The organism is Bradyrhizobium sp. Ses1 (assembly GCF_059512365.1).
In genome coordinates this window covers 66,324-86,516 of the sequence record NZ_JCAMOQ010000038.1, presented here as the reverse complement: position 1 = coordinate 86,516, position 20,193 = coordinate 66,324, and the positions used below count along the sequence as shown (strand labels likewise).

Here is a 20,193-nt window from a genome sequence, read left to right as displayed (position 1 = left end):
GCGCTGGAGCCACGCGGCAGCATTGACGTGAAGGGCAAAGGCAAACTGGAGGCGTTTTTCTTGAGCCGGATCTAGGCGCGCACCCGCGGGCGCGTCTGATGCCGCTCGGGCGCGCGAACGGCGATCGAAGCTTGTGCCGACCGACGACGCGCCGCCCAGCCCTCCTCGTTTAGGAAGTTAGGTGTCCCATCACCACGCCAACGACTGCCCGTCATGTCCGCGTGGTGGCTCAATTGGAAGGGTCATTGAAGCTTTTTCCCCCTCGGACGGGCGGATGACTTCCGAGATCGGTCAATTGCGTCATTCCGACCGTGCGCCAGATACTTCTGGTCGATCCCTGATAACAGACATTTTGGTGCCTGCCGGCACGTCTCAAAGGTGCGAGAGTCGGAAGCGTCCTGCCTGCCCGCTCCGAGCACTCTCGCTTAGCTGTATATGCGCTGGTTAGGATCCGAGAGCTCAACCTATGCAGGGTTAAGTTCTCCTCAGCAAACTAACGGTGGGACCATCAGAAAATGCGCCGGGATGCGCCGCGGGGGAGCTTCGGGTTATCTATCAGAGGCGATGACGCAAAAGCGACGTGGACAACTATCTAATTAAAAGATCTTCTCACGACAGCAGACGTGCAACCCGGTTCGCTTCGGTTCAGGGCCAATTGCGGAACAAGTTGGCGATGATCGGAACGCTCCCCATCTCTCAATCTCCTCGTCGTCGGCGCCATTCGTCTGGAGAAAGGCCAACGCACGTTCTTGAAAGCGCGACTGAACGCAGCTTCTGATTCGAAGCCGACAGCCGCTGCGACGGAGACAACCTTGGCACCGTCTTCGACAAGCACTCGCCCGCACATCGGATGGCGGTCAGGTGCAGAAGTATTATCGGCTTTCAGCAGCAACCTCTAAAGCGACCTTTCCCGACGGCATAGCGCGCTTGCTGGCGTTCGCGAAAGAATTCCACATACGTCATGATCGGCTGGTCGGGATGCTTCACTCGCCGGTGCGCAACGTATGTTTCGTAATCGGGAACGCCGATCATAAGACGCGCAGTACGCGTGCTCCAATAACCGGCGGTTCGCATCGCGCTGGCGGACTGGTCGAACAAATTCTGCAGGTCAGGCATGGCTACCTCCCGCGGCTACCCCGGCGAACTCTATTTCCATTGCGGTCGGCTGCGGATTGCCCAGTGCTCGCCAGATATTGATCAGGCCGTAGATCACTGTCGCAACGACCACCAGCACGAACAAAGCTGCGAGCGATGCATCGACGTAGTCGTTGAAGACGATCCGACTCATCTCGCCAAGCGTTTTTGCCGGTGCCAACAACTGACCTGCTGCGATCGCATCGCTATATTTGAGCGCGTGGCTGACGAACCCCACGTTCGGATCGGGGCTGAACACCTTCTCGAGCCCCGCGGTCGTCGTGCAGGCCACGAGCCACGTGGCGGGCACAATCGTCACCCAAGCGAACCGCTCGCGCTTCATCTTGAACAGGACGACGGTGCACACCGTCAACGCGATTGCCGCCAGCATTTGGTTGGCGGTGCCGAACAGAGGCCATAGCGTCCAGATACCACCCAATGGGTCGATCACGCCGACGTAAAGAAAGTAGCCCCACAGCGCGCACGAAAGCGCCGAACCGATCAGGTTGTTGGTCCAGGACGCAGTCTCCTTGAACGCTGGGACAGCGTTGCCGATGAGATCCTGAATCATGAACCGGAGCACGCGCGTTCCAGCGTCAACCGTGGTGAGTATGAACAGGGCCTCGAAGAGGATCGCGAAGTGGTACCAGATGCCCATTAAGGTACGGCCACCAAGGAACGACGACAGAATATGGGCCATGCCGACGGCGAGCGTTGGTGCGCCGCCGGTGCGTGACATGATCGACGTCTCTCCGACGTCCTTGGCCATTTGAGTAATCTCGTCCGGGGTCACCACGAACCCCCAAGCCGAGATCACTTGCGCGGCTTGCTCAGCCGTGGTGCCGATCAGTCCTGCAGAGCTGTTCATCGCGAAATAGACGCCGGGATGGATGATGCTCGCGCCGATCACCGCCATGATCGCGACGAACGATTCCATCAACATTCCGCCGTAGCCGATGAAGGCAATCTGCCTTTCGTTCTCGATCATCTTCGGCGTCGTCCCTGACGCAATGAGAGCATGCCATCCGGAAACGGCGCCGCAGGCGATTGTAATGAACAGGAAGGGGAATAAGCCGCCGGCCCAAACTGGTCCGCTGCCGTCAATGAATTTGGTGACAGCAGGCATCTGGAGATTGGGACGAACGATGATGATGCCGATGGCCAAGAGCGCGATTGTGCCGATCTTGAGGAATGTCGAAAGGTAATCGCGCGGAGCCAGAAGCAGCCAAACCGGCAGCACGGATGCGACGAAGCCGTATCCGATGATGATCAGCGCCAGCGTCTCGCCATGTAGATCGAAGTACACCGCGAGCTCAGGCGTCTCGGACACGGTCTTACCATAGATCAGCGCAGCGAGAAGCAGCACGCAGCCGAGCAGTGACATTTCGCCGACTCTGCCCGGGCGGATAAAGCGGCTATAGACACCCATTAGTAGCGCGATCGGAATCGAGCAGAACACCGCGAAAGTTCCCCACGGACTGCCGATCAATGCCTTGACGACAACGAGAGCGAGGACCGCAAGTACAATGACGCAGATCAGGAGAATGCCTACCCCTGCGATCGTGCCAGCCACCGCTCCCATCTCGGCACGCACGATGTCGCCGAGCGAGCGACCATCGCGCCGCGTCGATAGAAACAGAACAGTCATGTCCTGGATCGCACCGCCGAACACCGCGCCAGCGAGAATCCAGAGCGTACCCGGCAGATAGCCCATTTGCGCGGCAAGCACTGGACCAACCAGTGGACCCGCGCCGGCGATCGCCGCGAAATGATGGCCATAGAGCACGTACCGATTGGTCGGAACGTAATCGAGACCGTCATTATGGCGAACGGCAGGCGTTAGTCGTGTGCCATCGACCCCGAGCGCCCGGTCGGCGACGAACAACCCATAAAACCGGTAGGCGATGAAATAGATGCAAATCGCGGCGACGACCAGCCACGCTGCATTGACAGTTTCACCTCGGTTGAGCGCCACGATCGCGAATGCCGCGGCACCCAGAAGAGCGACCGCGATCCATAAGAGCTTCGACTGGCGCGCACTTGAATTGTTGATGATACTCATGGATGTCCTCCCGCACTGCAGGAAGCCCAACCAAACAAAATTCACCCTGGCGGGGACCTAGATCGAGGCAAGGGTGTATTGGCTGGGATCCTTCCTTTCCGTACACCAGGTCGGGACTGGGTATTTCGCTAAGCTCAGAGCCCACTATAGTTCCGCCTGACGGTATAATTCTAGGACTCTGTTTGTTCGCTGGGAAGTGATTAGGATCGTGCGAAGAAAGTCTCGTGGCTGGGCCAATGGATGATGGGCACCTCATCAGGGGGCTGGCCCAGCGACAGCGATCCATAACCGTTTCGCGTGCTGGTTTTCATCAGGTGTTGGAGTACAGCAACTTGGTCCGTTCAGGGTCAGAACCGGACCTCATATGCCCTTCTATGAAGAGAGCGATGCGACACGAGCCGCCAGACTATTCAGGCTCGCCTACGGCCGGCGCCTCCGATGCCTACTCAAAGCACATTCAGGAGTTGGGCCCGACGCTCCGGAGCATGACCTTGTCCCGGTGATGGCGTGGCGCGGTATCGTGCCCGCTCACGGATCGCGAGATGCGAGGTACGCTACAATCGCGAGAAGATCCTGCTCGTCAAGATCGGCGACAACTTGGGCCATTAACGGGCTCCATTCTCCCGTTCGGGCGCCGTGCTGGAAGTCATAGAGCTGCCGGAACATGTAGCTCGGTGAACGACCAGCAATGCTTGGCAGCGGTCCAAGCCCTTTCAGGTCCGCGCCATGGCACAAAGTGCATTGGATCGTTTTGCCCGACCCACCTTTCATGACTAGCGCCTCGCCTTTGGCGAGGCTCCCGATTGGTGCATACGCTGTGAAGGTCGATCGAGGGTCGCGGCTTTCGAAGCGGAGCAAATCGTCGGGGACCTCCACGATTCGCGCTCCGATCGGCTCGCGCTCGCTGGTTTCCACCGCAGCCCAAAGCAGACCCGCCACATAGGTCTTTGGCGCGGTGTCGCTCTCGACCACCTTGATGCGTTTGCGCGGTTGCAAGGCCGAAAAGTAGGCTGCCGCGGCTTCGATTTCGGCGTCGGTGATCGGCTTAGAAAGCTCGATCATTAGCTTTGGCGGAATTCGCCCGGGGAGAGTTGTACCGCGTGCCCCGCTCTTATAGTCGGCCATCTGCTGGATGATGTAGCTCTTCGGCAGCCCTGCAAGGTCCGCGTTTTCCGGACCACCTGGCCCTGTGGCGCGGTGACAATATCCGCATGCGAACACACCGGGTTTGCGGCCGTTCGCGACGATGTCCGGCAGCGCGCCGTGGTCGCTGGGGTGCCAAACCGGCGCAATGAAACGATCACGCAACTGGCTCCAGGTATAGCCGGCCGTGCTGTCTGGTACGCGAACTGGCTTTCCGTCATCGACGGGAGGCTTGTAGTCGGGATTGTTCGGCGTATAGGCCCAAGCGGGGGGACCGTCTGCGGCGGTCGCAATCCGCATCGCGAGCAAGCCACAAACGATCACAGACGAGAGCAGCGCGGGAACAATCCTCATTTTCAGTTCCCCGACTGTCCGAGCCGGCAGCTATGGGGAGCTTGCCGCACCCATGAACTCCGGGCAAGTGCCCGCGAATGTCAAGGTACTCGAAATAACTGAAGCCGTCCGAGCAAAGCCTGGCCGCCGCGTGTGCCCCGCCAAAGCCATTCAGCCCGACGTTTGATCTCGGTGTTGCTCTGAAGCCCCGCCGGGTCCGACGCGACCAGGTCATTCATGACGCGGAAGTCGGTACGTTTACTACATGTCTGGGCTGGGTCATTCGAGCCACTTCCGGTCCGCCCCGATCAACGGACATTCTCAGCGCCCGTCGGCATGTCTCAAAGGGGCCATTGGCGGACATGCGGCACGTTTCGGTCATTAGATCATACGGACGAGAGAGTCATACGGACGAGGTTTCCGGCAGCCCGGTGTCGGCTGCCCAGGCGGCCGGTCGCTCAAGGACGCGCAATGAGCAACGGCTGGACGTTTTCGCCGCCTGCCATGAGGGGATTCGACGGCTCGAAGTGCTCGCGCAGTTCTCGCCTTTTGACGAGCGAGCGCGCCACAACAAAGGCGTCCTTCAGGCGTTTCGCTTGCCGGACTGCGACATTGAAAAAGGCGTTGCCGAAATAGGTCCACTTGGCTTTGTCCCGGCAGCCGAACGATGGATGGTCGGCATCGGCCGCGGTGATGACCAACGTATCGGGGTTCGCGAGACGAGGGATAAAGACCCCGGAATAGCAGGCCGAGATGACCACCACCTTGTATCGCATACCGGTCCGCGCCAGCATGCCGGCGAGATTGGACGGCGTGAGCGTTTGCGTAAGCCGGCCCGCTTTGACTGCAAGCCCGTCGGGGGAGCCGTGCGAGGTGAGAATCAAGAACAGAACATCGTTCTCGGCGTCCATTCCATTGGCCGCCGCCTGCAAGGACCTAGCGAGGCCTTCAATCGTTGCACCTCCGCCTATCTTCCAATTGTATTGCACGTTGACCGGGCCGCTCCCGAAACGGCCCGCTACGACCCGTGCTGCACCGATTGCCTCGTTTCTAAACACGCCCTGATCGCCGAAAAGGCCGAAGGACACGACGCTTACCCTGCGAGCATCCTCAACGGCGCGCGCCGGCGAAAACGACGGCGCAATGGTCAAAACAAAGGCGATGAGCGGCGCGCCGAACCGGCCGATCCAACGTGGATGCACAGCTTCACCAGGCCATTTCGTTCAACAGGTCACGTGAAAGAGCCCGATCCTCCTGGCGTGCGAGCGGTTGAACATCCGGATCGCCTCGGGTGTCGGCCTCAACAGCACCTCGCAGCCCTTCCTTTCGAAATAGGCTTCGGCTTCCGGTGACAGGTGCACGTTGCCCATCTGACCGGAACCAATGACGACTTGGTCGCACCCTTTCTCGAAGAGAAAGCTTCTTTTTCCGCTTCACAACTTTGCCGGAAAGACGAACGACCACGTCGTGCTGATACGTCGTTCCGTCAATCGTAATCGCGCCAAATGTGGTGCTGTCAATCTTCATCGTGACCTCCTGATTAGACTCCAGCTCCAAATATGCAGCAGTGAGGCGCCTCGACGTCGGCATCATCTCCCTCAAGAGCGTTCCAATAGAGCACGTCGATCTTTATAGCCGCATACAGCGCTTCGAAAAAATCTCGTCTCGTAAGGGCTACAGCGTAAGGGCCCTTGACCAAAAGCACGCCGTTCGAGCAGGCAGCCCTCGCTAAAATACGAAGGCAAACAGGGCGTTGTGAATCCTATTCGGCCGCGCTTTGTGCTAGTCTTCCAGTCGTCCATACCTTGAACCAAGCGAAATTAAAACAGGAGGATGGGCCTGACACAGACAATCAATCAGATCCTACGGTGCAGTCTGCGGTTTCTCAGCGAGGTCAGTTTTGCCTGAGACCGTGCAAGGGATCTCCTAGGAAAGATTCTCTTGCTCACCTCGAAGACACGCTCATGACGGCTCCTGTAGGAAGAGGGAGAGACGATCATGATCAAGGTGAAGATTAATGGCCAGGAACAGAATTGGGATGGCGATCCCGATCTTCCGCTACTCTGGTTCATCCGTGATGAAGTGGGACTCACCGGCACCAAGTTCGGCTGCGGCCAGGCGCTGTGCGGCTCATGCACCGTTATCGTCGACAAGCAGGCGGTGCGCGCCTGCATCACCTCCGTGTCCGATGTCGGCGGCCGCGAGGTCACCACCATCGAGGGCCTGCATCCGACCGGCGACCACCCGGTGCAGAAGGCTTGGCGGCAGCTCAACGTGCCGCAATGCGGCTTTTGCCAGACCGGCCAGATCATGCAGGCGGCGGCGTTGTTGATGGATAATCCAAAGCCGTCGCACGACCAGATCCGCGAAGCCCTGTCCGGGAATATCTGCCGCTGCGGCTGCTACCAGCGGATCGAAAACGCGGTCCATCTCGCTTCGACGGGGGTGTGACATGAATATCCTCACCAATCCCAGCAAGCTTCGCGGCTTCGAGAAGCACATCAAGGTCGAGAACGTTTCGCGGCGCAGCATCCTCAAGGGCCTCGGCCTCGCCGGCGGCTTCGTGCTCGCCGCACCCGTGATGATGCGGCCGAGCTTCGCCTACGAGACCGGCGCGGGGAAGATGCCGCACGGCGTCGTGGTCGACCCGCGCGTGTTCGTCTCGATCGCGCCGGATGGAATGGTCACCATCGTTGCGCACCGCTCCGAGATGGGAACCGGCGTGCGCACCAGCCTGCCCCTGATCGTCGCTGAAGAACTGGAGGCCGACTGGAAGCGCGTTCGCGTCCAGCAGGCGCATGGCGACGAGGTCAAGTTCGGCAACCAGGATACCGACGGCTCGCGTAGCACGCGGCATCATCTGATTCCGATGCGCCAGATCGGCGCCTCGGCCCGCACCATGCTTGAGCAGGCCGCCGCAAAACGTTGGGGCGTGCCGGCAGCCGAGGTGAAGGCCGTCAATCACGAAGTCGTCCACAGCGCGAGCAGACGCAAGCTCGGCTTTGGCGAATTGGCCGCCGATGCAGCCAAGGAGTCGGTGCCGAGCGTTGAAGGCCTGAAGCTCAAGGATCCCAAGGACTTTCGTTACCTGGGCAAGGGCGAGATCAGCATCGTCGATCTTCACGACATCACGACGGGAAGGGCCGAATACGGCGCCGACGTGCGGTTGCCCGGCATGAAATATGCCGTGATCGCCCGCCCGCCGGTGACTGGCGGCAACGTGGCGTCGTTCGACGGCGCGGAGGCGATGAAGGTTTCCGGCGTCGAGAAGGTGATGGAAGTCAAGGGCTGGCCATGGCCCTCGAAATTCCAGCCGCTCGGCGGGATCGCCGTGATTGCCCGCAACACCGGCGCGGCGATCAAGGGCCGCGACGCGCTGAAGGTCACCTGGGAGGACGGCGCCAACGCCAAATATGACTCGGTTGCCTATCGGGCCGAGCTCGAGGACGCGGCGCGCAAGCCCGGCCTCGTCGTGCGCAAGGAAGGTGACGCCGAAGCCGCGCTGAAAGGCGCCGACAAGGTGATCGTGGGCGAGTACTATTTGCCCCACCTTGCCCATGTCGCTATGGAGACGCCGGTCGCGGTCGCCGACGTCAAGGGCGACAAGGTGGAGGTCTGGGCTCCCGTGCAAAGCCCGGGCGGCACGCGCGAGGACGTCGCCAAGACGCTCGGTATCCCCGAGGAGAACGTGACCGTCAACGTCACGCTGCTCGGCGGCGGGTTCGGGCGCAAGTCGAAATGCGACTTCGCGCTCGAAGCCGCGCTGCTGTCGAAGGAGCTCGGCGCGCCGGTCAAGGTGCAGTGGACGCGGGAGGACGATATCCGCAACGGCTTCCTGCACACCGTCTCCGTCGAGCGCATCGAGGCGGGCCTCGACAAGAGCGGCAAGGTGATCGCCTGGCGGCATCGCAGCGTCGCGCCAAGCATCGCCTCGACCTTTGCGGCCGGCACGGTGCACCAGGCACCGTTCGAGCTCGGCATGGGGCTGGTCGACATGCCCTTCGAGATCGCCAACATCCAGTGCGAGAACCCGGAAGCGGCCGCGCACACCCGCATCGGCTGGTTCCGTTCGGTGTCCAACATCCCGCGCGCCTTCGCGGTGCAGTCGATGGTCGCCGAGATCGCGCAGGCGACCAACCGCGACCCGAAGGACATGCTGCTGGAGCTGATCGGTGCGCCGCGGATCCTCAACCTCGCCTCGGTGAAGGATTTATGGAACTATGGCGAGCCCTATGACAGCTATCCGATCGACACCGGACGGCTGCGCAAGGTGGTCGAGCTGGTCGCCGACAAGGGAGGTTGGGGACGGCAGGTGCCCAAGGGCCACGGCCTTGGTATTGCGGCGCACCGCAGCTTCGTCAGCTATATCGCGACCATCGTTGAGGTTGCCGTCGACGACAAGGGCAAGTTGACGGTGCCACGGGTCGATACCGCGATCGACTGCGGCGCCTACGTCAATCCCGAGCGCATCCAATCACAGATCGAGGGCGCGGCGATCATGGGGATGAGCCTCGCCAAACATGGCGAGATCACCTTCACGAACGGCAGAGTGCAGCAGGGGAATTACGACGACTTCCCGGTGATCCGGATCGACGAATCGCCTGCGGTCACCAACGTCTACATCGTGCCGCCCGCGAGCCCCGATACGCCGCCGAGCGGCGTCGGCGAACCCGGCGTGCCGCCGTTCGCGCCGGCCCTGATCAATGCGATCTTCGCCGCCACCGGCAAGCGCATCCGCGCGATGCCGATCGGCAAGCAACTGGAGGCGTGAGGTGGAACGTAACTTCGCACCAACCGTTTCATTGGTCTGGACAGGAGACGGACCGATGAAACAGATCTTGGCGGCGCTCGCGGTGTCGCTACTGTCGGGCGCCTTTCTTTTGAGCGCGCAAGCTACGAGCGCTCAAACTAACCCGCCGCCGGCCACTGCTACACGGCCGGCAAAGACGCCGAAGGATCAGAGCTCTGTACCAAGCAATGCGCCGAAAGCCACGCGAACCCAAACCACTGGCGAAGGCAGCCGCGATCCGACGGTGAAGGACATGAACGTGAAGGAGAAAGGCAAGGTCGAACGGATGGGCAAGTAGTTTGGCCGTGACGTTTGACCTTCTCGCGTGCAGCTCGGTTCCACCTCGCTCGAAACGCTTGAGGGCTTTATCCGGCAACGTGGAAGCCGATGAGAGAGGATGACGATTCGAAGAAAGTCATCGCGCTGAAACGGAAGCGGCGGACCTTTCGGTCCGCCGCTTTTTTGCAGCCGTTCCGCGTGCGGCTATTTCTTGACCGCAAACACCCAGACGACGCCGCCCTGGGGCACATTGTTCTCCACGCCGACATTCTGGGTGGCCAAGGCATCCTGGATGCGCTGCGCATCGACGCCCCAGCCGGACTGGATCGCAATATATTGCGTGCCGTCCACCTCATAGGAGACCGGCATGCCCATGATGCCGGAATTGGTCTTCTGCTCCCACAACAGTTCGCCGCCCTTGGCGTCGAAGGCGCGGAAGTAGCGATCGTTGGTGCCGCCGACAAAGACCAGATCGCCCGCGGTCGCCAGCACCGAACCGAACAATTGCGACTTCGGGAAGGTGTGCGACCAGACCTTCTTGCCGGTGGCCGGGTCCCAGGCCTGCAATTCGCCGATGTGTTTGCCGCCGGGACGGATCGTCAGACCGATGTCCTCCGGCTTGGTGCCAAGCCAGAGCTGGCCTGGAACCAGCGCCACCTTCTCGCCGGAGAAGCCGCCGCAGGTGTTCTCCATGGCCGGCACATAGACATATTTCGTTTTCTGGCTGTAGGCCGCCGACGGCCAGTCCTTGCCGCCCCACAGTGACGGGCAGAACTCGACCCGCTTGCCAACCACCGGCTTGTGCGCGGGGTCGACAATCGGCTTGCCGCTCTCGGGCTCAATGCCTTTCCAGACATCGGTGTAAACATAGGGCCAGCCGGCTACGTAGCTGATCTTGTCCGGCTTGCGCTCCAGGATCCAGAAGATCGCGTTGCGTCCCGGATGGATCAGACTCTTGACAGATCGGCCATCCCTTTGCAGGTCGACCAGCATCGGCGCCTCGACCTCGTCCCAGTCCCAGGAATCGTTCTGATGGTACTGGAAATGTGCCTTGATCTTGCCGGTCTCAGGATCGAGGCCGAGCACGGAGGTCGTATAGAGATTGTCACCGGGATGAGCGTCCCCGGGCCACGGCGCAGCATTACCAACACCCCAATAAATGGTCTTGGTGTCCTTGTCGTAGTTGCCGGTCATCCAGGCCGATCCACCGCCGGTCTTCCAATCGTCGCCCGTCCAAGTATCATGGCTGGGTTCGCCGGGGCCGGGGATAGTGAAGGTCCGCCACAGCTCCTTGCCGCTATTGGCGTCGTAGGCGGCGATATAGCCGCGGACGCCGAATTCACCGCCGGATCCGCCGACGATGACCTTGCCGTCGACAACCAGCGGCATGAGGGTCAAATACTGCCCCTTCTTATAGTCCTGGACCTTGGTGTCCCAGACCACCTTGCCGGTCTTCGCATCAAGCGCGACCAGGTGATCGTCCGTCGTGGCGAGATAGAGCTTGTCCTGCCACAGGCCGACGCCGCGGTTGGTCGGATGCAATTGGAACAAATCTTCCGGAAGTGACCGCTTGTAGCGCCAATATTCTTCGCCGCTCTTGGCATCAAGCGCGATCACCTGGCCCATCGGCGTCGTGACAAACATCACGCCGTTGTTGACGATCGGCGGGGCCTCATGGCCTTCGATGACGCCGGTGGAGAAAGTCCATACCGGCATCAGGCTCTTCACGTTCTGTGTGTGGATCTGCTGGAGCGGGCTATAGCCCTGCCCATCATAAGTCCGCCGATACAGCATCCAGTTGCCGGGTTCGGGATTTTCAAGGCGGGCTTGCGTCACCGGACTGTAATTTTCGATCGGACCGGCGACAGCAGCGGTTGAGATAAGGGTTGTGAACGCAACACAACCCGACAATAGCCATTGCTTTCTGGTCATGACGCCATCTCCCTGTGCTCTTCTCTCCCTCCCCTATGGTGGGTGGTGCGATCGTCTGGGGCACGGGAATCGGATGCGACCGCGCCCCATCACCCTGGCTGTTGAGCACCTACCTTTCCAACGAAGGTTGCAGTTATGGTGAGCGAGCCGTCGGCTATCGCCAACGGCAGTGCCGGCAAACGCCGGGGCGCGGGCCCGAACACGACTTCCGCGCGCTCGCGGGGATCGAATTCGGAGTTGTGACAAAAACATTTAAGAACGTCTTTGTCGCCCGTCTCGGACTTCAGCCAACCGGTGACAGAACATCCGGCGTGAGTACAGATCGCCGAATAGGCGACGATGCCTTCAGCAGAGCGTGATCGGGTCTCCTCATCCAATTCAGCGAGATCAAGCCTTATGATCAGAATCTCGTTGAGCCGCGAGCCGTTGCGGACTACCGAAGTCTCGGGGTCCTTTGGCCAAGCGTGCAGCGGAGGGTCGCCGAGCTTCAAATCATCGGGCTTGATGACGTCGCCGGCACGCTCTCCTTCGGAGACAACAAGGAGATCCCCTTTCTTCGGCCGGTCGCTGCTGCCGGGCTGATCTTCCTGCGCCGCAGCGAACCTGTTCGCCGCCAGGAACGCTCCGGCCGCGAGCGTCGTCAAGAGAAGCGAGCGTCGCGTTTGGTTCGGACACAGCATTGTCTTCTCCAGCTCCGCCACCGAGCCTGAATTTCAGTCGCGCGTAACCTCCCTGCCCAACGGCAAAACGCTTAAACCGGCACGTGAGGCGACGCGGTCACATGCAGGCTTGCTACCCTCTACGAGGCTCAACGCGGCCTTTCAGCGCTGCCAGCCGCCCCCGTCGAGGTGCCGGTGGCTGAGCCCGTTGTCGGCGGAGCAGTGTCAGTCCGCCCAGGAGGATGGGTGGAAGCGCCCGGCTTTTCCTGCTCACCGACATAGCCTGACTCGCCGGACTGGCGGGTCTTGGCACCCTTGTCCGCCTCCTCTTGCACCTGCTGCGGGTTGGGTGCCGTCTGCTGCTGCGCCAGCGCCGGCAGGGCGATCATGGTTCCGCTCGCAACAAGCATCGCAACGATTATGGTTCGCATGGAGGGTCCTCCCCATCGTAGCGTCACTTTGTACGAATACGAACGCGCCGGTTCGCGAAGGTTCCTAGTTCAACCTCATATTTTCAAGACAAGGGATGCGGCGCAGCCGCGCAGCTCGGGAGATAGGCGACATGGAAACAAACTCGCCGACTCGGCTTAGTGTGATCTCGGCGCCTCAGAGATCTTAAGCCATCTGGACCGCGCCACTGTTTCGTTCCTCTTGCCGGGGAGCGCCTGATGTCCTGCGCGATGCCAATTCACCGTTGAGCTGTTGCCACGGCGCGCCGGGCCATCCCGGACGCCAGCATGCTCTCGTCGAGCCAAGCAATGGCGCAACCGGATCATCGGTGCCATGGAGGCTCTGCGAATACGGAGCGCGAGTAGCCGCGCTGTTCGATGATATCATCGAGCCCGCGAGGAAACGCGACGTCGCAGAAGCACAGCTTTTGGCGCAAGCCGGCCCTAAAATGCCGACCCTATGTAGCACCGGGGGATCTCGCGCGCGAAGAGCTCTTTCGACAGCACGCGCCTAGGCATCAATCAGGACGCCCGGATTGAGCATGCCTTCCGGATCCAATTCGCGCTTGGCTGCCCGCAATGCGGCGGCGAAAAGCTCTGGCCGCTGTCTGTCGTACCAGGGTCTATGATCGCGACCAACGGCATGATGATGGGTAATGGTGCCGCCTGCGGTGATCAGCGCGTCGCTTGCCGCGTTCTTGATGGCCTGCCACTGTTCGAGAAGCGCGCCGTGTCGACCGCGCGCGTGGAAGGAGAAATAGGGTGCGGGCCCGTCCGGGTAGACATGGGTGAAGCGGCAGGTGACTTCACCTTTGATCCCAGTTGCTTCCAGAATCGCGCGTTCGGTTGCTGCTTTGACCTTGTCGTGAAAGTTTTCGAACCGATCCCAGGTGATGGCGCTCTCGAACGTATCGTTGATGAGGCCGGTGGGCGTCAGAAATTCGCGCGCATAGGGCATGCGAATAAATGCGTTGCGCCAGACGCCTGCCGCGCCTTGGAGATGCGCGTCGCTCGCCGTCGCAGGCTCCGGCGTCCCGCAGTGGTCGGCGCAGCATTCAAGTGCGCGCGCGAACCAGGCGTCCAGAGGATGATCGCCCGATTCGAATGCGAGCACCATGACTGCAGTGCTGCCGTCGGCCGCACCCGTGTTGAAGGCCTCCCGTGGGTCCAGGATCCGGCAATTGGAGGGATAGAGGCCGGCTTGCGCGACCGCACGCACAGCGCACGCGGCATCGAAAAATGAGGGAAAGCGAACCGATGCGCCAGCGCGGAACTTTGGACGGGGCTGCAATCGCATCCAGGCGCGCGAAATCACACCCAAAATTCCTTCCGAGCCGATGAACATGCGGTCGGGACTCGGCCCGGCACCCGAGCCGGGAAGTCGGCGCGTCTCCAGCACGCCAACAGGCGTCACGACGCGCAGGCTTTCGACGAAATCGTCGATATGAGTATGAAGACTGGCGAAATGGCCGCCCGATCGTGTCGCAATCCAGCCGCCCAGGGTTGAATATTCGAAGCTCTGCGGAAAATGCCGTAAGGTGAAGTTGTGCGGCTTGAGCTGGTTTTCCAGAGACGGACCATAGGCGCCAGCTTCGATCGATGCGACGCGCGATAACGGATCTACTTCGATGACATTGGAGAGATTGCGCAGATCGAGGCTGACGGCAGCCTTGTGCGTGATGCCGTCAACCCGCGGCTCGACGCCGCCGCACACGCTCGATCCACCTCCAAAAGGTGTCAGCGAAGCGCCAACGGAGCCCGCCCAGTCCATCACAGCGGAAATCTCCGACTCGTTACGCGGATAGGCGACGACGTCGGGCGCACTATCGTAATTGCCAAGCATTGCTCTAACGTAATCCGGATAGGACTTGCCATAGGTGTGCGCGGCACGATCGTAGCGTTCGCTCGTGCAGAAGGGCGTGAGGGAAGCCGGCGGCACCACGCGCGGCTCCCGCAAGGAGAGCTCTTCAAGGCCCGGAACAGCGACCGTGTCGAATTCGTCAGCTCCAAATTTGACGTGATAGCGGCCGAGGACAAACTTCCGTTCCTCTTCGCTCATGCCTTCGCCTTCGCGTCCCCAGCCGTAATGTTTCAGCCTTGTGTCGGTCATGAGCGTTCCTCGCAGGAGCAGCGGTTAAGCCTAGCGCACGTCACGTCCGGTCTACCCGCGGTTGCGGACATTCGAACCAATTCGAGCGACTTCGGCTCGGGGCCAAGAGCCGACGTTTCCCTTCCGGCCCTCGCGACGATAAGTGTCCTCCATGGCGCCACCGCGTCGAGTAAGATTTTCGCCTCCTTCGAGTCGAGCGTGCCGAAACCGTGAACCAGCAGTAGATCGGAGCGAGGAGATCACGGGCTTCGACGTTCCTGCGCCCCCTCGCTCCAATGGCGCGCGGCGTGCGTGTTGGCTGCAGTGCAGCAATCTCGCTCGGCTGGGTATCCCCCACGTCGGTCATTCTCTTTTATGGCGGTGCTGAAAGAGGAATATTTGTGGCCGTGCGGAAGAAGGAGTACCATAACTTCAACTTGCACTGCCGGGTGACCTCGTCCTGCCCTGTTAGGGAGAAACGATGGGTTACGCAGGTGCTGTAGCTCCCCATCGCTAGTTACCCATCCCTAGCCTCGGCTTGGCTCGCGCCCAGGAGTGGTGGAGCGCGCCGACTGACACGGGCGCGGTTTGAGCTATGGTCAGAGCCGGCTGCCATGACGGGTGTGCCCCGGGTATCGACGTATTCTATCGCGGCCTGAATAACCGTCTTTGGACAAGCTGGGGGCCGGACCAACCAGGAGGCCAGTTTTGCAGCGCGCCTGCCGACCTAGGAGGCGAGGCTTTTACATACATTGGCGCCCACCGCAGTCGAGGAAGCAGGCTAAGGCATTTTTAGCGCCAGCCTGCAAAAGCGGCTTCCACGTTGCAATGTGGTTGCCCCGGACGACTTGTCAGGAGGAGACAAACATGCGGTCAGAACGAGAAATTTGCACATCATCCGTCACACGACGCGGGTTCTTGAAGCAGGTGGGCGCCGCGGCTGGAGCTGCGGGTTTGGCGCCGGCGGTTTCGTCGCCGTTTGTGTCTAGCGCTCTTGCACAGGCCAAGACACTCAAGATCCTCCAGTGGAGCCATTTCGTGCCGCAATACGATAAATGGTTCGATGGTTTTGCAACGGAGTGGGGCAAGAAGAACGGCGTCACCGTAACTGTTGATCACATCCCGCATCTGGAGCTACCGGCGCGCGCCGCGGCCGAGATTTCTGCGGGAGCCGGACACGACGTTTTTGCCTTCAATGGATCGGGCGGCCCGCACCTGTACGAAAAACATGTCGTCGATCTCACCAGTCTCGTCAGCGAGGTGGAGAAGAAGCACGGCAAGGTCCAGCCGATCGGTCGCCAGATCGCGTACAACGAGGGTACGAAGGTCTGGAGCGCCCTTCCGGCCTACTACATCCGGTTCCCCGGCCTTTACCGGAAGGACCTGTGGGACGAGATCGGGATGAAACCCGATACTTGGGAAGATATCCGCGTCGGTGGGGCCAAGCTGAAGGCGAAGGGCACCCCGATTGGTATCGGGCTTGGGCACTCCGTCGACCCGAACCTCTCGTACCGCAGCATGTTGTGGAGCTATGGCGCGTCTGAATGCGACGAGACGGGCAAGCGCGTCACCCTCAACTCGAAAGAGACGCTCGAGGTCGTGAGGCTGGTTCGCGCCCTTTATAAAGAAGCCATGGAACCGGAAGTCTTGTCCTGGGACGATGCCAGCAACAACCGGTATCTGGCGTCCGGTCGAGGATCATGGATTCACAACCCGATCTCCGCATACCGGTCGATACAGAAGTCCAGCCCCGAATTGGCCGACAAGATCTACGTCTGGAAGACGCCGGCCGGCTCTGTGCGTAGGCTGGCGAGTGGAGCGCCCAACTCCTACGTCGTCTGGCGTTTCGCGCGCAACAAGGACACAGCAATCGAGTTCCTGCACTACTGGACTGACAATTGGGTTGCATCCTTCGAGGCGAGCACGGGCTACAATCATCCGCTGTTCGAGAACATCTTGCCCAAGCCCATGCCGATCTTGTCAAACGACCCAACCTCACACCCAGCCGACAAGCTGCAGGTGCTGGAGACCGCCAATGAGTGGCACGCTACTTATGGCTATCCGGGACCGGCCGGACCGGCCTCGGACGAGGTCGCGGACAATTTCATCCTCGTCGACATGATGGCCAAGGCCGCGACCGACAAAGCGACGCCAGAGGAAGCGGTCGCCTGGGCGCAGAAAGAGATCGAGCTGATCTACAAGAAATGGTCGGCGGTATGAACCGATTCGAACAGCGGGGCGGGCGGGTAGAGCTGCTCGCCTCGCGAAACGTTGATACCGATCGGGCAAGGCAATTGCAGCCTGCCGGCCGCGGAGGGCTTTAGGTCACTGCTCAAGGCACAGAGGAAGTCCAGATGGCCGCGGTGGTTGCCAAAGACATCAGAAAGGATTTCGGTGACGTCGCTGCCGTCGATGGTGTCAGCTTATCAGTCGGCGACGGCGAGTTTCTGGTGCTGCTCGGTCCATCGGGTTGCGGCAAGACCACCTTCCTGAGGATCATCGCCGGTCTCGAGCGGCAAACGTCCGGCGACGTCCTGATCAACGACGAAATCGTCAATGACATCACGCCGCGCGCACGTGGCGTCGCTATGGTGTTTCAGAGCTATGGCCTCTATCCGCACCTGACTGTCGCCAACAACATTGCATTTCCGCTGAAGACGCAGGGTACGCCGCGGCCCGAGATCAAGCGCAAGGTCGATTGGGCGGCTGGCCTGCTCGGCATCGATCGCTTGCTTCACCGGCGTCCCCGCCAGCTTTCGGGAGGCGAGCGCCAGCGTGTGGCGCTGGCCCGCGCGCTCGTACGCAATCCAACCGTGTTCCTGCTGGATGAACCGCTGTCCAATCTGGACGCGAAGCTACGGGCAAGCGCGCGCAGTGAGCTGAAGCAGCTCCAGCAGAAGGTGGGAACGACCACCATTTACGTCACGCACGACCAGGTCGAGGCCATGGGCATGGGCGATCGCATCGCGGTTATCGACTACGGCAAGCTCCGACAAGTCGGAACTCCAAGCGAGATTTACGACCACCCCGCCGACGATTTTGTCGCGAGTTTCCTCGGCACCCCGCCCATGAACCTGGTCGAGCATAACGGTGGACTGTTGGGCTTTCGGCCGGAGCATTTCCTGCCGCGGGAGATGCTTGATGGAGCCGCTCTCTCCGAGCTGCCCTTCCGCATCGATCGCATGGAGTATCTCGGATCGGAGCGTATCTTGTACGGCGCGTTGGATGGCTTCCAGGCGAAGCGCGAAGTCACGGCGAAGCTGCCGGCCCACGTTCCGCTGTCTGGCATCCGCGCCGGTGAATGGCACAAATTTGCGGTTCGGGAAGCCGAGCTGCGCTATTTCGACCGGGACGGTCGGCGTACCGTCAGCCCCAAGGAGCAGGCTCGATGAGCGCGATCGCCGAGGCAGCCGCGCCCCGCCGGCGGGCGCGATCGCGGTTTACGTTCGATCGGCTCGAGGTGCTCGGGCCGCTGTTCATCCTCCCCGCGATCCTTTATGTCGTCGTGCTCGTCGGGCTGCCATTCCTACTTGCCCTATATTACAGCGTCAGCGCCTACAGCATCTTCAATCCGAGCTACGCGTTTGTCGGGTTGAAGAACTTTCGCGAGGTCATCGACAGCGAGATCTTCCGGCGGACGCTGGCCAACACCCTCATCTTCACGATCAGTGCCCAAATCATCGGCCTGCTGCTGGGCAAGATCGGCGCTATGCTCCTCATGCAGGAGTTCCCGGGGCGCCGGCTTGCCCGTGCGCTTATCGTTCTGCCCTGGGCAGTACCGGTGTCACTGGCGACGCTGGCCTGGGTGTGGATGTTCGACTCGCTCTATAGCGTCATCAACTGGACGCTGATCGCGGTAGGATTGATCGATGCGGCAAACCGGCCACAGTGGCTGGGGCAAGAAGATTTGGCGATGATTGCCGTGGCGGTCGTGCATGCCTGGCGGTTATTTCCTTTCGGCGTCGTGATCTTCCTTGCCGGATTCACGTCGGTGCCGCAGGATGTGCTCGATGCCGCCACGATCGACGGTGCGGGCTTCTGGCGGCGCAACTATCAGATCATCCTGCCAATCATCGCCCCGATCATCATGATCGCTGTGATCTTTGGCACCGTGTTCACCTTCACGGATCTCAGCGTCGTCTATTTGCTGACGAAGGGCGGACCGATCAACAGCACGCAGGTGCTCGGCTCGCTGGCGTTTCAGGTGGGCATCCTCTCGGGCGATGTCGCTCACGGGGCGGCCATTTGTTTGTTCCTGTTCCCCTTCCTTTTGGTCGCGGTGATCTTTCTCTTGCGGTCGCTGCGGCGGCGGGAGATTTGACATGCCGCGCCTTGCCGGAAAAGTAGTTGGGCAGAGTTCGTTTTATGCCGCGGTGGTTACTTTGGTTGTATTCGCCGCGTTTCCCTTCTATTGGATGCTGATCACCACTTTCAAAACTGACGGCGACCTCTACAATCTCAAGTCCATCCCTTATTGGTTCAACGCGCCGCCGACGCTCGAGCATCTCAATTATTTGTTTGAAGACACGCTATTCGTGCAATGGCTGTCCAATTCCGCCCTCATCGGGCTTTGTGTCGTGGCGATCACTCTTCTCGTGGCCCTGCCAGCCGGCTATGGACTAGCGCGCATGCCGGGTCGTAGCGGCGAAAATCTGAGCATCGGTATCTTCCTGACCTATCTGGTGCCGCCGACGCTTCTGTTCCTGCCTTTAGCACGAGTCGTTACGTTGCTCGGATTGCAGGACAGCATGTGGGCTCTTGTCGTCGTCTACCCGACTTTCACCATCCCGTTCTGCACCTGGCTGCTCATGGGCTTCTTCAAGTCGGTGCCGCGAGAGATCGAGGAGGCCGCAATTGTCGACGGCTGCACTGTCGTGGGGGCATTCGTGAAAACGGTCCTTCCTCTTTCGGTGCCTGCCATTCTGACCGTAGTGATCTTTGCGTTCACGCTAACGGTGCAGGAATTCGTGTACGCGCTGACCTTCATCTCCTCTTCCAGCGAGAAGCCTGTTACTTTGGGAGTCGCGACGGATTTGATCCGCGGAGATATTTTTTATTGGGGCGAATTGATGGGCGCGGCGCTCATTTCCAGCATCCCGGTGGCGATCGCTTATAATCTCTTTTTGGACCGCTTCATCAGCGGCATCACAGGCGGCGCGGTCAAATAATCGGCCATTTTCGTGCTGCGCCTTAGCATGCACGGTCAGAGCCGGTTGGCACTTCGCAAAAGTGCCATTTCCAGCCCATGCACCGCAGCAAGCAGCTCTATTCGATCGGCTCGTCCGCGCGGGAGGGCAGCATCGTGACACGGTGAGACCAAGCAC

At 60.7% G+C, this 20,193-nt stretch carries 16 protein-coding genes and 2 pseudogenes; 8 read left to right on the top strand and 10 right to left on the bottom strand.

Features of this window, described 5'->3' with window-relative positions; translation table 11 throughout:
• Positions 1–696: 696 nt before the first annotated feature.
• The 6 genes and pseudogenes from AC5ZG5_RS32170 to AC5ZG5_RS32145 form a co-directional block, all read right to left on the bottom strand.
• Positions 697–832, bottom strand: a pseudogene (locus AC5ZG5_RS32170) (helix-turn-helix domain-containing protein); the annotation flags it as partial.
• 50 nt (positions 833–882) lie between these two features.
• The gene (locus AC5ZG5_RS32165; protein ID WP_456645209.1) at positions 883–1,074 is read right to left on the bottom strand and encodes a YbdD/YjiX family protein; all 192 of its coding nucleotides are present in this window, start codon (positions 1,072–1,074) and stop codon (positions 883–885) included.
• A 34-nt stretch (positions 1,075–1,108) separates the two neighbouring features.
• Positions 1,109–3,196 (bottom strand): carbon starvation CstA family protein, encoded by a 2,088-nt coding sequence (locus AC5ZG5_RS32160; RefSeq protein ID WP_456645146.1) that lies wholly within the window; start codon positions 3,194–3,196, stop codon positions 1,109–1,111.
• Between the two features lie 528 nt (positions 3,197–3,724).
• On the bottom strand, positions 3,725–4,639 hold the full coding sequence (locus AC5ZG5_RS32155; RefSeq protein WP_456645147.1) for a c-type cytochrome: 915 nt from the start codon (positions 4,637–4,639) through the stop codon (positions 3,725–3,727).
• Between the two features lie 491 nt (positions 4,640–5,130).
• Entirely contained in the window at positions 5,131–5,760 is a 630-nt protein-coding gene (locus tag AC5ZG5_RS32150; protein WP_456645148.1) for a C13 family peptidase, read from the bottom strand.
• A 118-nt stretch (positions 5,761–5,878) separates the two neighbouring features.
• Entirely contained in the window at positions 5,879–6,199 is a 321-nt protein-coding gene (locus AC5ZG5_RS32145; RefSeq protein ID WP_456645149.1) for a hypothetical protein, read from the bottom strand.
• 471 nt (positions 6,200–6,670) lie between these two features.
• On the opposite strand from AC5ZG5_RS32145, the gene AC5ZG5_RS32140 reads away from it, so the two are divergent.
• From AC5ZG5_RS32140 to AC5ZG5_RS32130, 3 genes are read left to right on the top strand one after another with little or no spacing between them, the layout of a single operon-like run.
• A complete protein-coding gene (locus AC5ZG5_RS32140) occupies positions 6,671–7,123 on the top strand; it encodes a (2Fe-2S)-binding protein (RefSeq protein ID WP_456645150.1) in 453 nt (150 codons plus the stop codon).
• Between the two features lies 1 nt (position 7,124).
• A complete protein-coding gene (locus tag AC5ZG5_RS32135) occupies positions 7,125–9,443 on the top strand; it encodes a xanthine dehydrogenase family protein molybdopterin-binding subunit (RefSeq protein ID WP_028167102.1) in 2,319 nt (772 codons plus the stop codon).
• 55 nt (positions 9,444–9,498) lie between these two features.
• A complete protein-coding gene (locus AC5ZG5_RS32130) occupies positions 9,499–9,759 on the top strand; it encodes a hypothetical protein (RefSeq protein ID WP_456645151.1) in 261 nt (86 codons plus the stop codon).
• Positions 9,760–9,944: 185 nt separating this feature from the next.
• On the opposite strand, the gene AC5ZG5_RS32125 is transcribed toward AC5ZG5_RS32130, so the two are convergent.
• The 4 genes from AC5ZG5_RS32125 to AC5ZG5_RS32110 form a co-directional block, all read right to left on the bottom strand.
• Complete coding sequence (locus AC5ZG5_RS32125; protein WP_028167104.1) at positions 9,945–11,672, bottom strand: methanol/ethanol family PQQ-dependent dehydrogenase; 1,728 nt, start codon at positions 11,670–11,672, stop codon at positions 9,945–9,947.
• Positions 11,673–11,761: 89 nt separating this feature from the next.
• Positions 11,762–12,352, bottom strand: coding sequence for a QcrA and Rieske domain-containing protein (locus tag AC5ZG5_RS32120; RefSeq protein ID WP_051397074.1), 591 nt, complete (start codon positions 12,350–12,352; stop codon positions 11,762–11,764).
• Positions 12,353–12,480: 128 nt separating this feature from the next.
• The gene (locus AC5ZG5_RS32115) at positions 12,481–12,762 is read right to left on the bottom strand and encodes a hypothetical protein (protein WP_051397068.1); all 282 of its coding nucleotides are present in this window, start codon (positions 12,760–12,762) and stop codon (positions 12,481–12,483) included.
• A 529-nt stretch (positions 12,763–13,291) separates the two neighbouring features.
• On the bottom strand, positions 13,292–14,890 hold the full coding sequence (locus AC5ZG5_RS32110) for an FAD-binding oxidoreductase (RefSeq protein WP_456645152.1): 1,599 nt from the start codon (positions 14,888–14,890) through the stop codon (positions 13,292–13,294).
• Positions 14,891–15,697: 807 nt separating this feature from the next.
• Between AC5ZG5_RS32110 and AC5ZG5_RS32105 the strand changes: the two are divergent.
• The 5 genes and pseudogenes from AC5ZG5_RS32105 to AC5ZG5_RS32085 form a co-directional block, all read left to right on the top strand.
• Positions 15,698–15,856: pseudogene (locus AC5ZG5_RS32105) on the top strand (twin-arginine translocation signal domain-containing protein); the annotation flags it as partial.
• A 51-nt stretch (positions 15,857–15,907) separates the two neighbouring features.
• Complete coding sequence (locus AC5ZG5_RS32100; RefSeq protein ID WP_456645210.1) at positions 15,908–17,089, top strand: ABC transporter substrate-binding protein; 1,182 nt, start codon at positions 15,908–15,910, stop codon at positions 17,087–17,089.
• Between the two features lie 134 nt (positions 17,090–17,223).
• A complete protein-coding gene (locus tag AC5ZG5_RS32095; protein ID WP_456645153.1) occupies positions 17,224–18,261 on the top strand; it encodes an ABC transporter ATP-binding protein in 1,038 nt (345 codons plus the stop codon).
• A 68-nt stretch (positions 18,262–18,329) separates the two neighbouring features.
• Complete coding sequence (locus tag AC5ZG5_RS32090; RefSeq protein ID WP_282532709.1) at positions 18,330–19,190, top strand: carbohydrate ABC transporter permease; 861 nt, start codon at positions 18,330–18,332, stop codon at positions 19,188–19,190.
• Between the two features lies 1 nt (position 19,191).
• Positions 19,192–20,037, top strand: coding sequence for a carbohydrate ABC transporter permease (locus AC5ZG5_RS32085; RefSeq protein ID WP_456645154.1), 846 nt, complete (start codon positions 19,192–19,194; stop codon positions 20,035–20,037).
• The last annotated feature ends 156 nt before the right edge of the window (positions 20,038–20,193 follow it).

Coding starts and splice junctions, on each gene's coding strand:
- AC5ZG5_RS32155 (WP_456645147.1), bottom strand. CDS start 4,639: ATGCGGATTGCGACCGCCGCAGACGGTCCCCCCGCTTGGGCCTATACG.
- AC5ZG5_RS32165 (WP_456645209.1), bottom strand. CDS start 1,074: ATGCGAACCGCCGGTTATTGGAGCACGCGTACTGCGCGTCTTATGATC.
- AC5ZG5_RS32120 (WP_051397074.1), bottom strand. CDS start 12,352: ATGCTGTGTCCGAACCAAACGCGACGCTCGCTTCTCTTGACGACGCTC.
- AC5ZG5_RS32095 (WP_456645153.1), top strand. CDS start 17,224: ATGGCCGCGGTGGTTGCCAAAGACATCAGAAAGGATTTCGGTGACGTC.
- AC5ZG5_RS32160 (WP_456645146.1), bottom strand. CDS start 3,196: ATGAGTATCATCAACAATTCAAGTGCGCGCCAGTCGAAGCTCTTATGG.
- AC5ZG5_RS32145 (WP_456645149.1), bottom strand. CDS start 6,199: ATGAAGATTGACAGCACCACATTTGGCGCGATTACGATTGACGGAACG.
- AC5ZG5_RS32115 (WP_051397068.1), bottom strand. CDS start 12,762: ATGCGAACCATAATCGTTGCGATGCTTGTTGCGAGCGGAACCATGATC.
- AC5ZG5_RS32130 (WP_456645151.1), top strand. CDS start 9,499: ATGAAACAGATCTTGGCGGCGCTCGCGGTGTCGCTACTGTCGGGCGCC.
- AC5ZG5_RS32110 (WP_456645152.1), bottom strand. CDS start 14,890: ATGACCGACACAAGGCTGAAACATTACGGCTGGGGACGCGAAGGCGAA.
- AC5ZG5_RS32135 (WP_028167102.1), top strand. CDS start 7,125: ATGAATATCCTCACCAATCCCAGCAAGCTTCGCGGCTTCGAGAAGCAC.
- AC5ZG5_RS32140 (WP_456645150.1), top strand. CDS start 6,671: ATGATCAAGGTGAAGATTAATGGCCAGGAACAGAATTGGGATGGCGAT.
- AC5ZG5_RS32085 (WP_456645154.1), top strand. CDS start 19,192: ATGCCGCGCCTTGCCGGAAAAGTAGTTGGGCAGAGTTCGTTTTATGCC.
- AC5ZG5_RS32125 (WP_028167104.1), bottom strand. CDS start 11,672: ATGACCAGAAAGCAATGGCTATTGTCGGGTTGTGTTGCGTTCACAACC.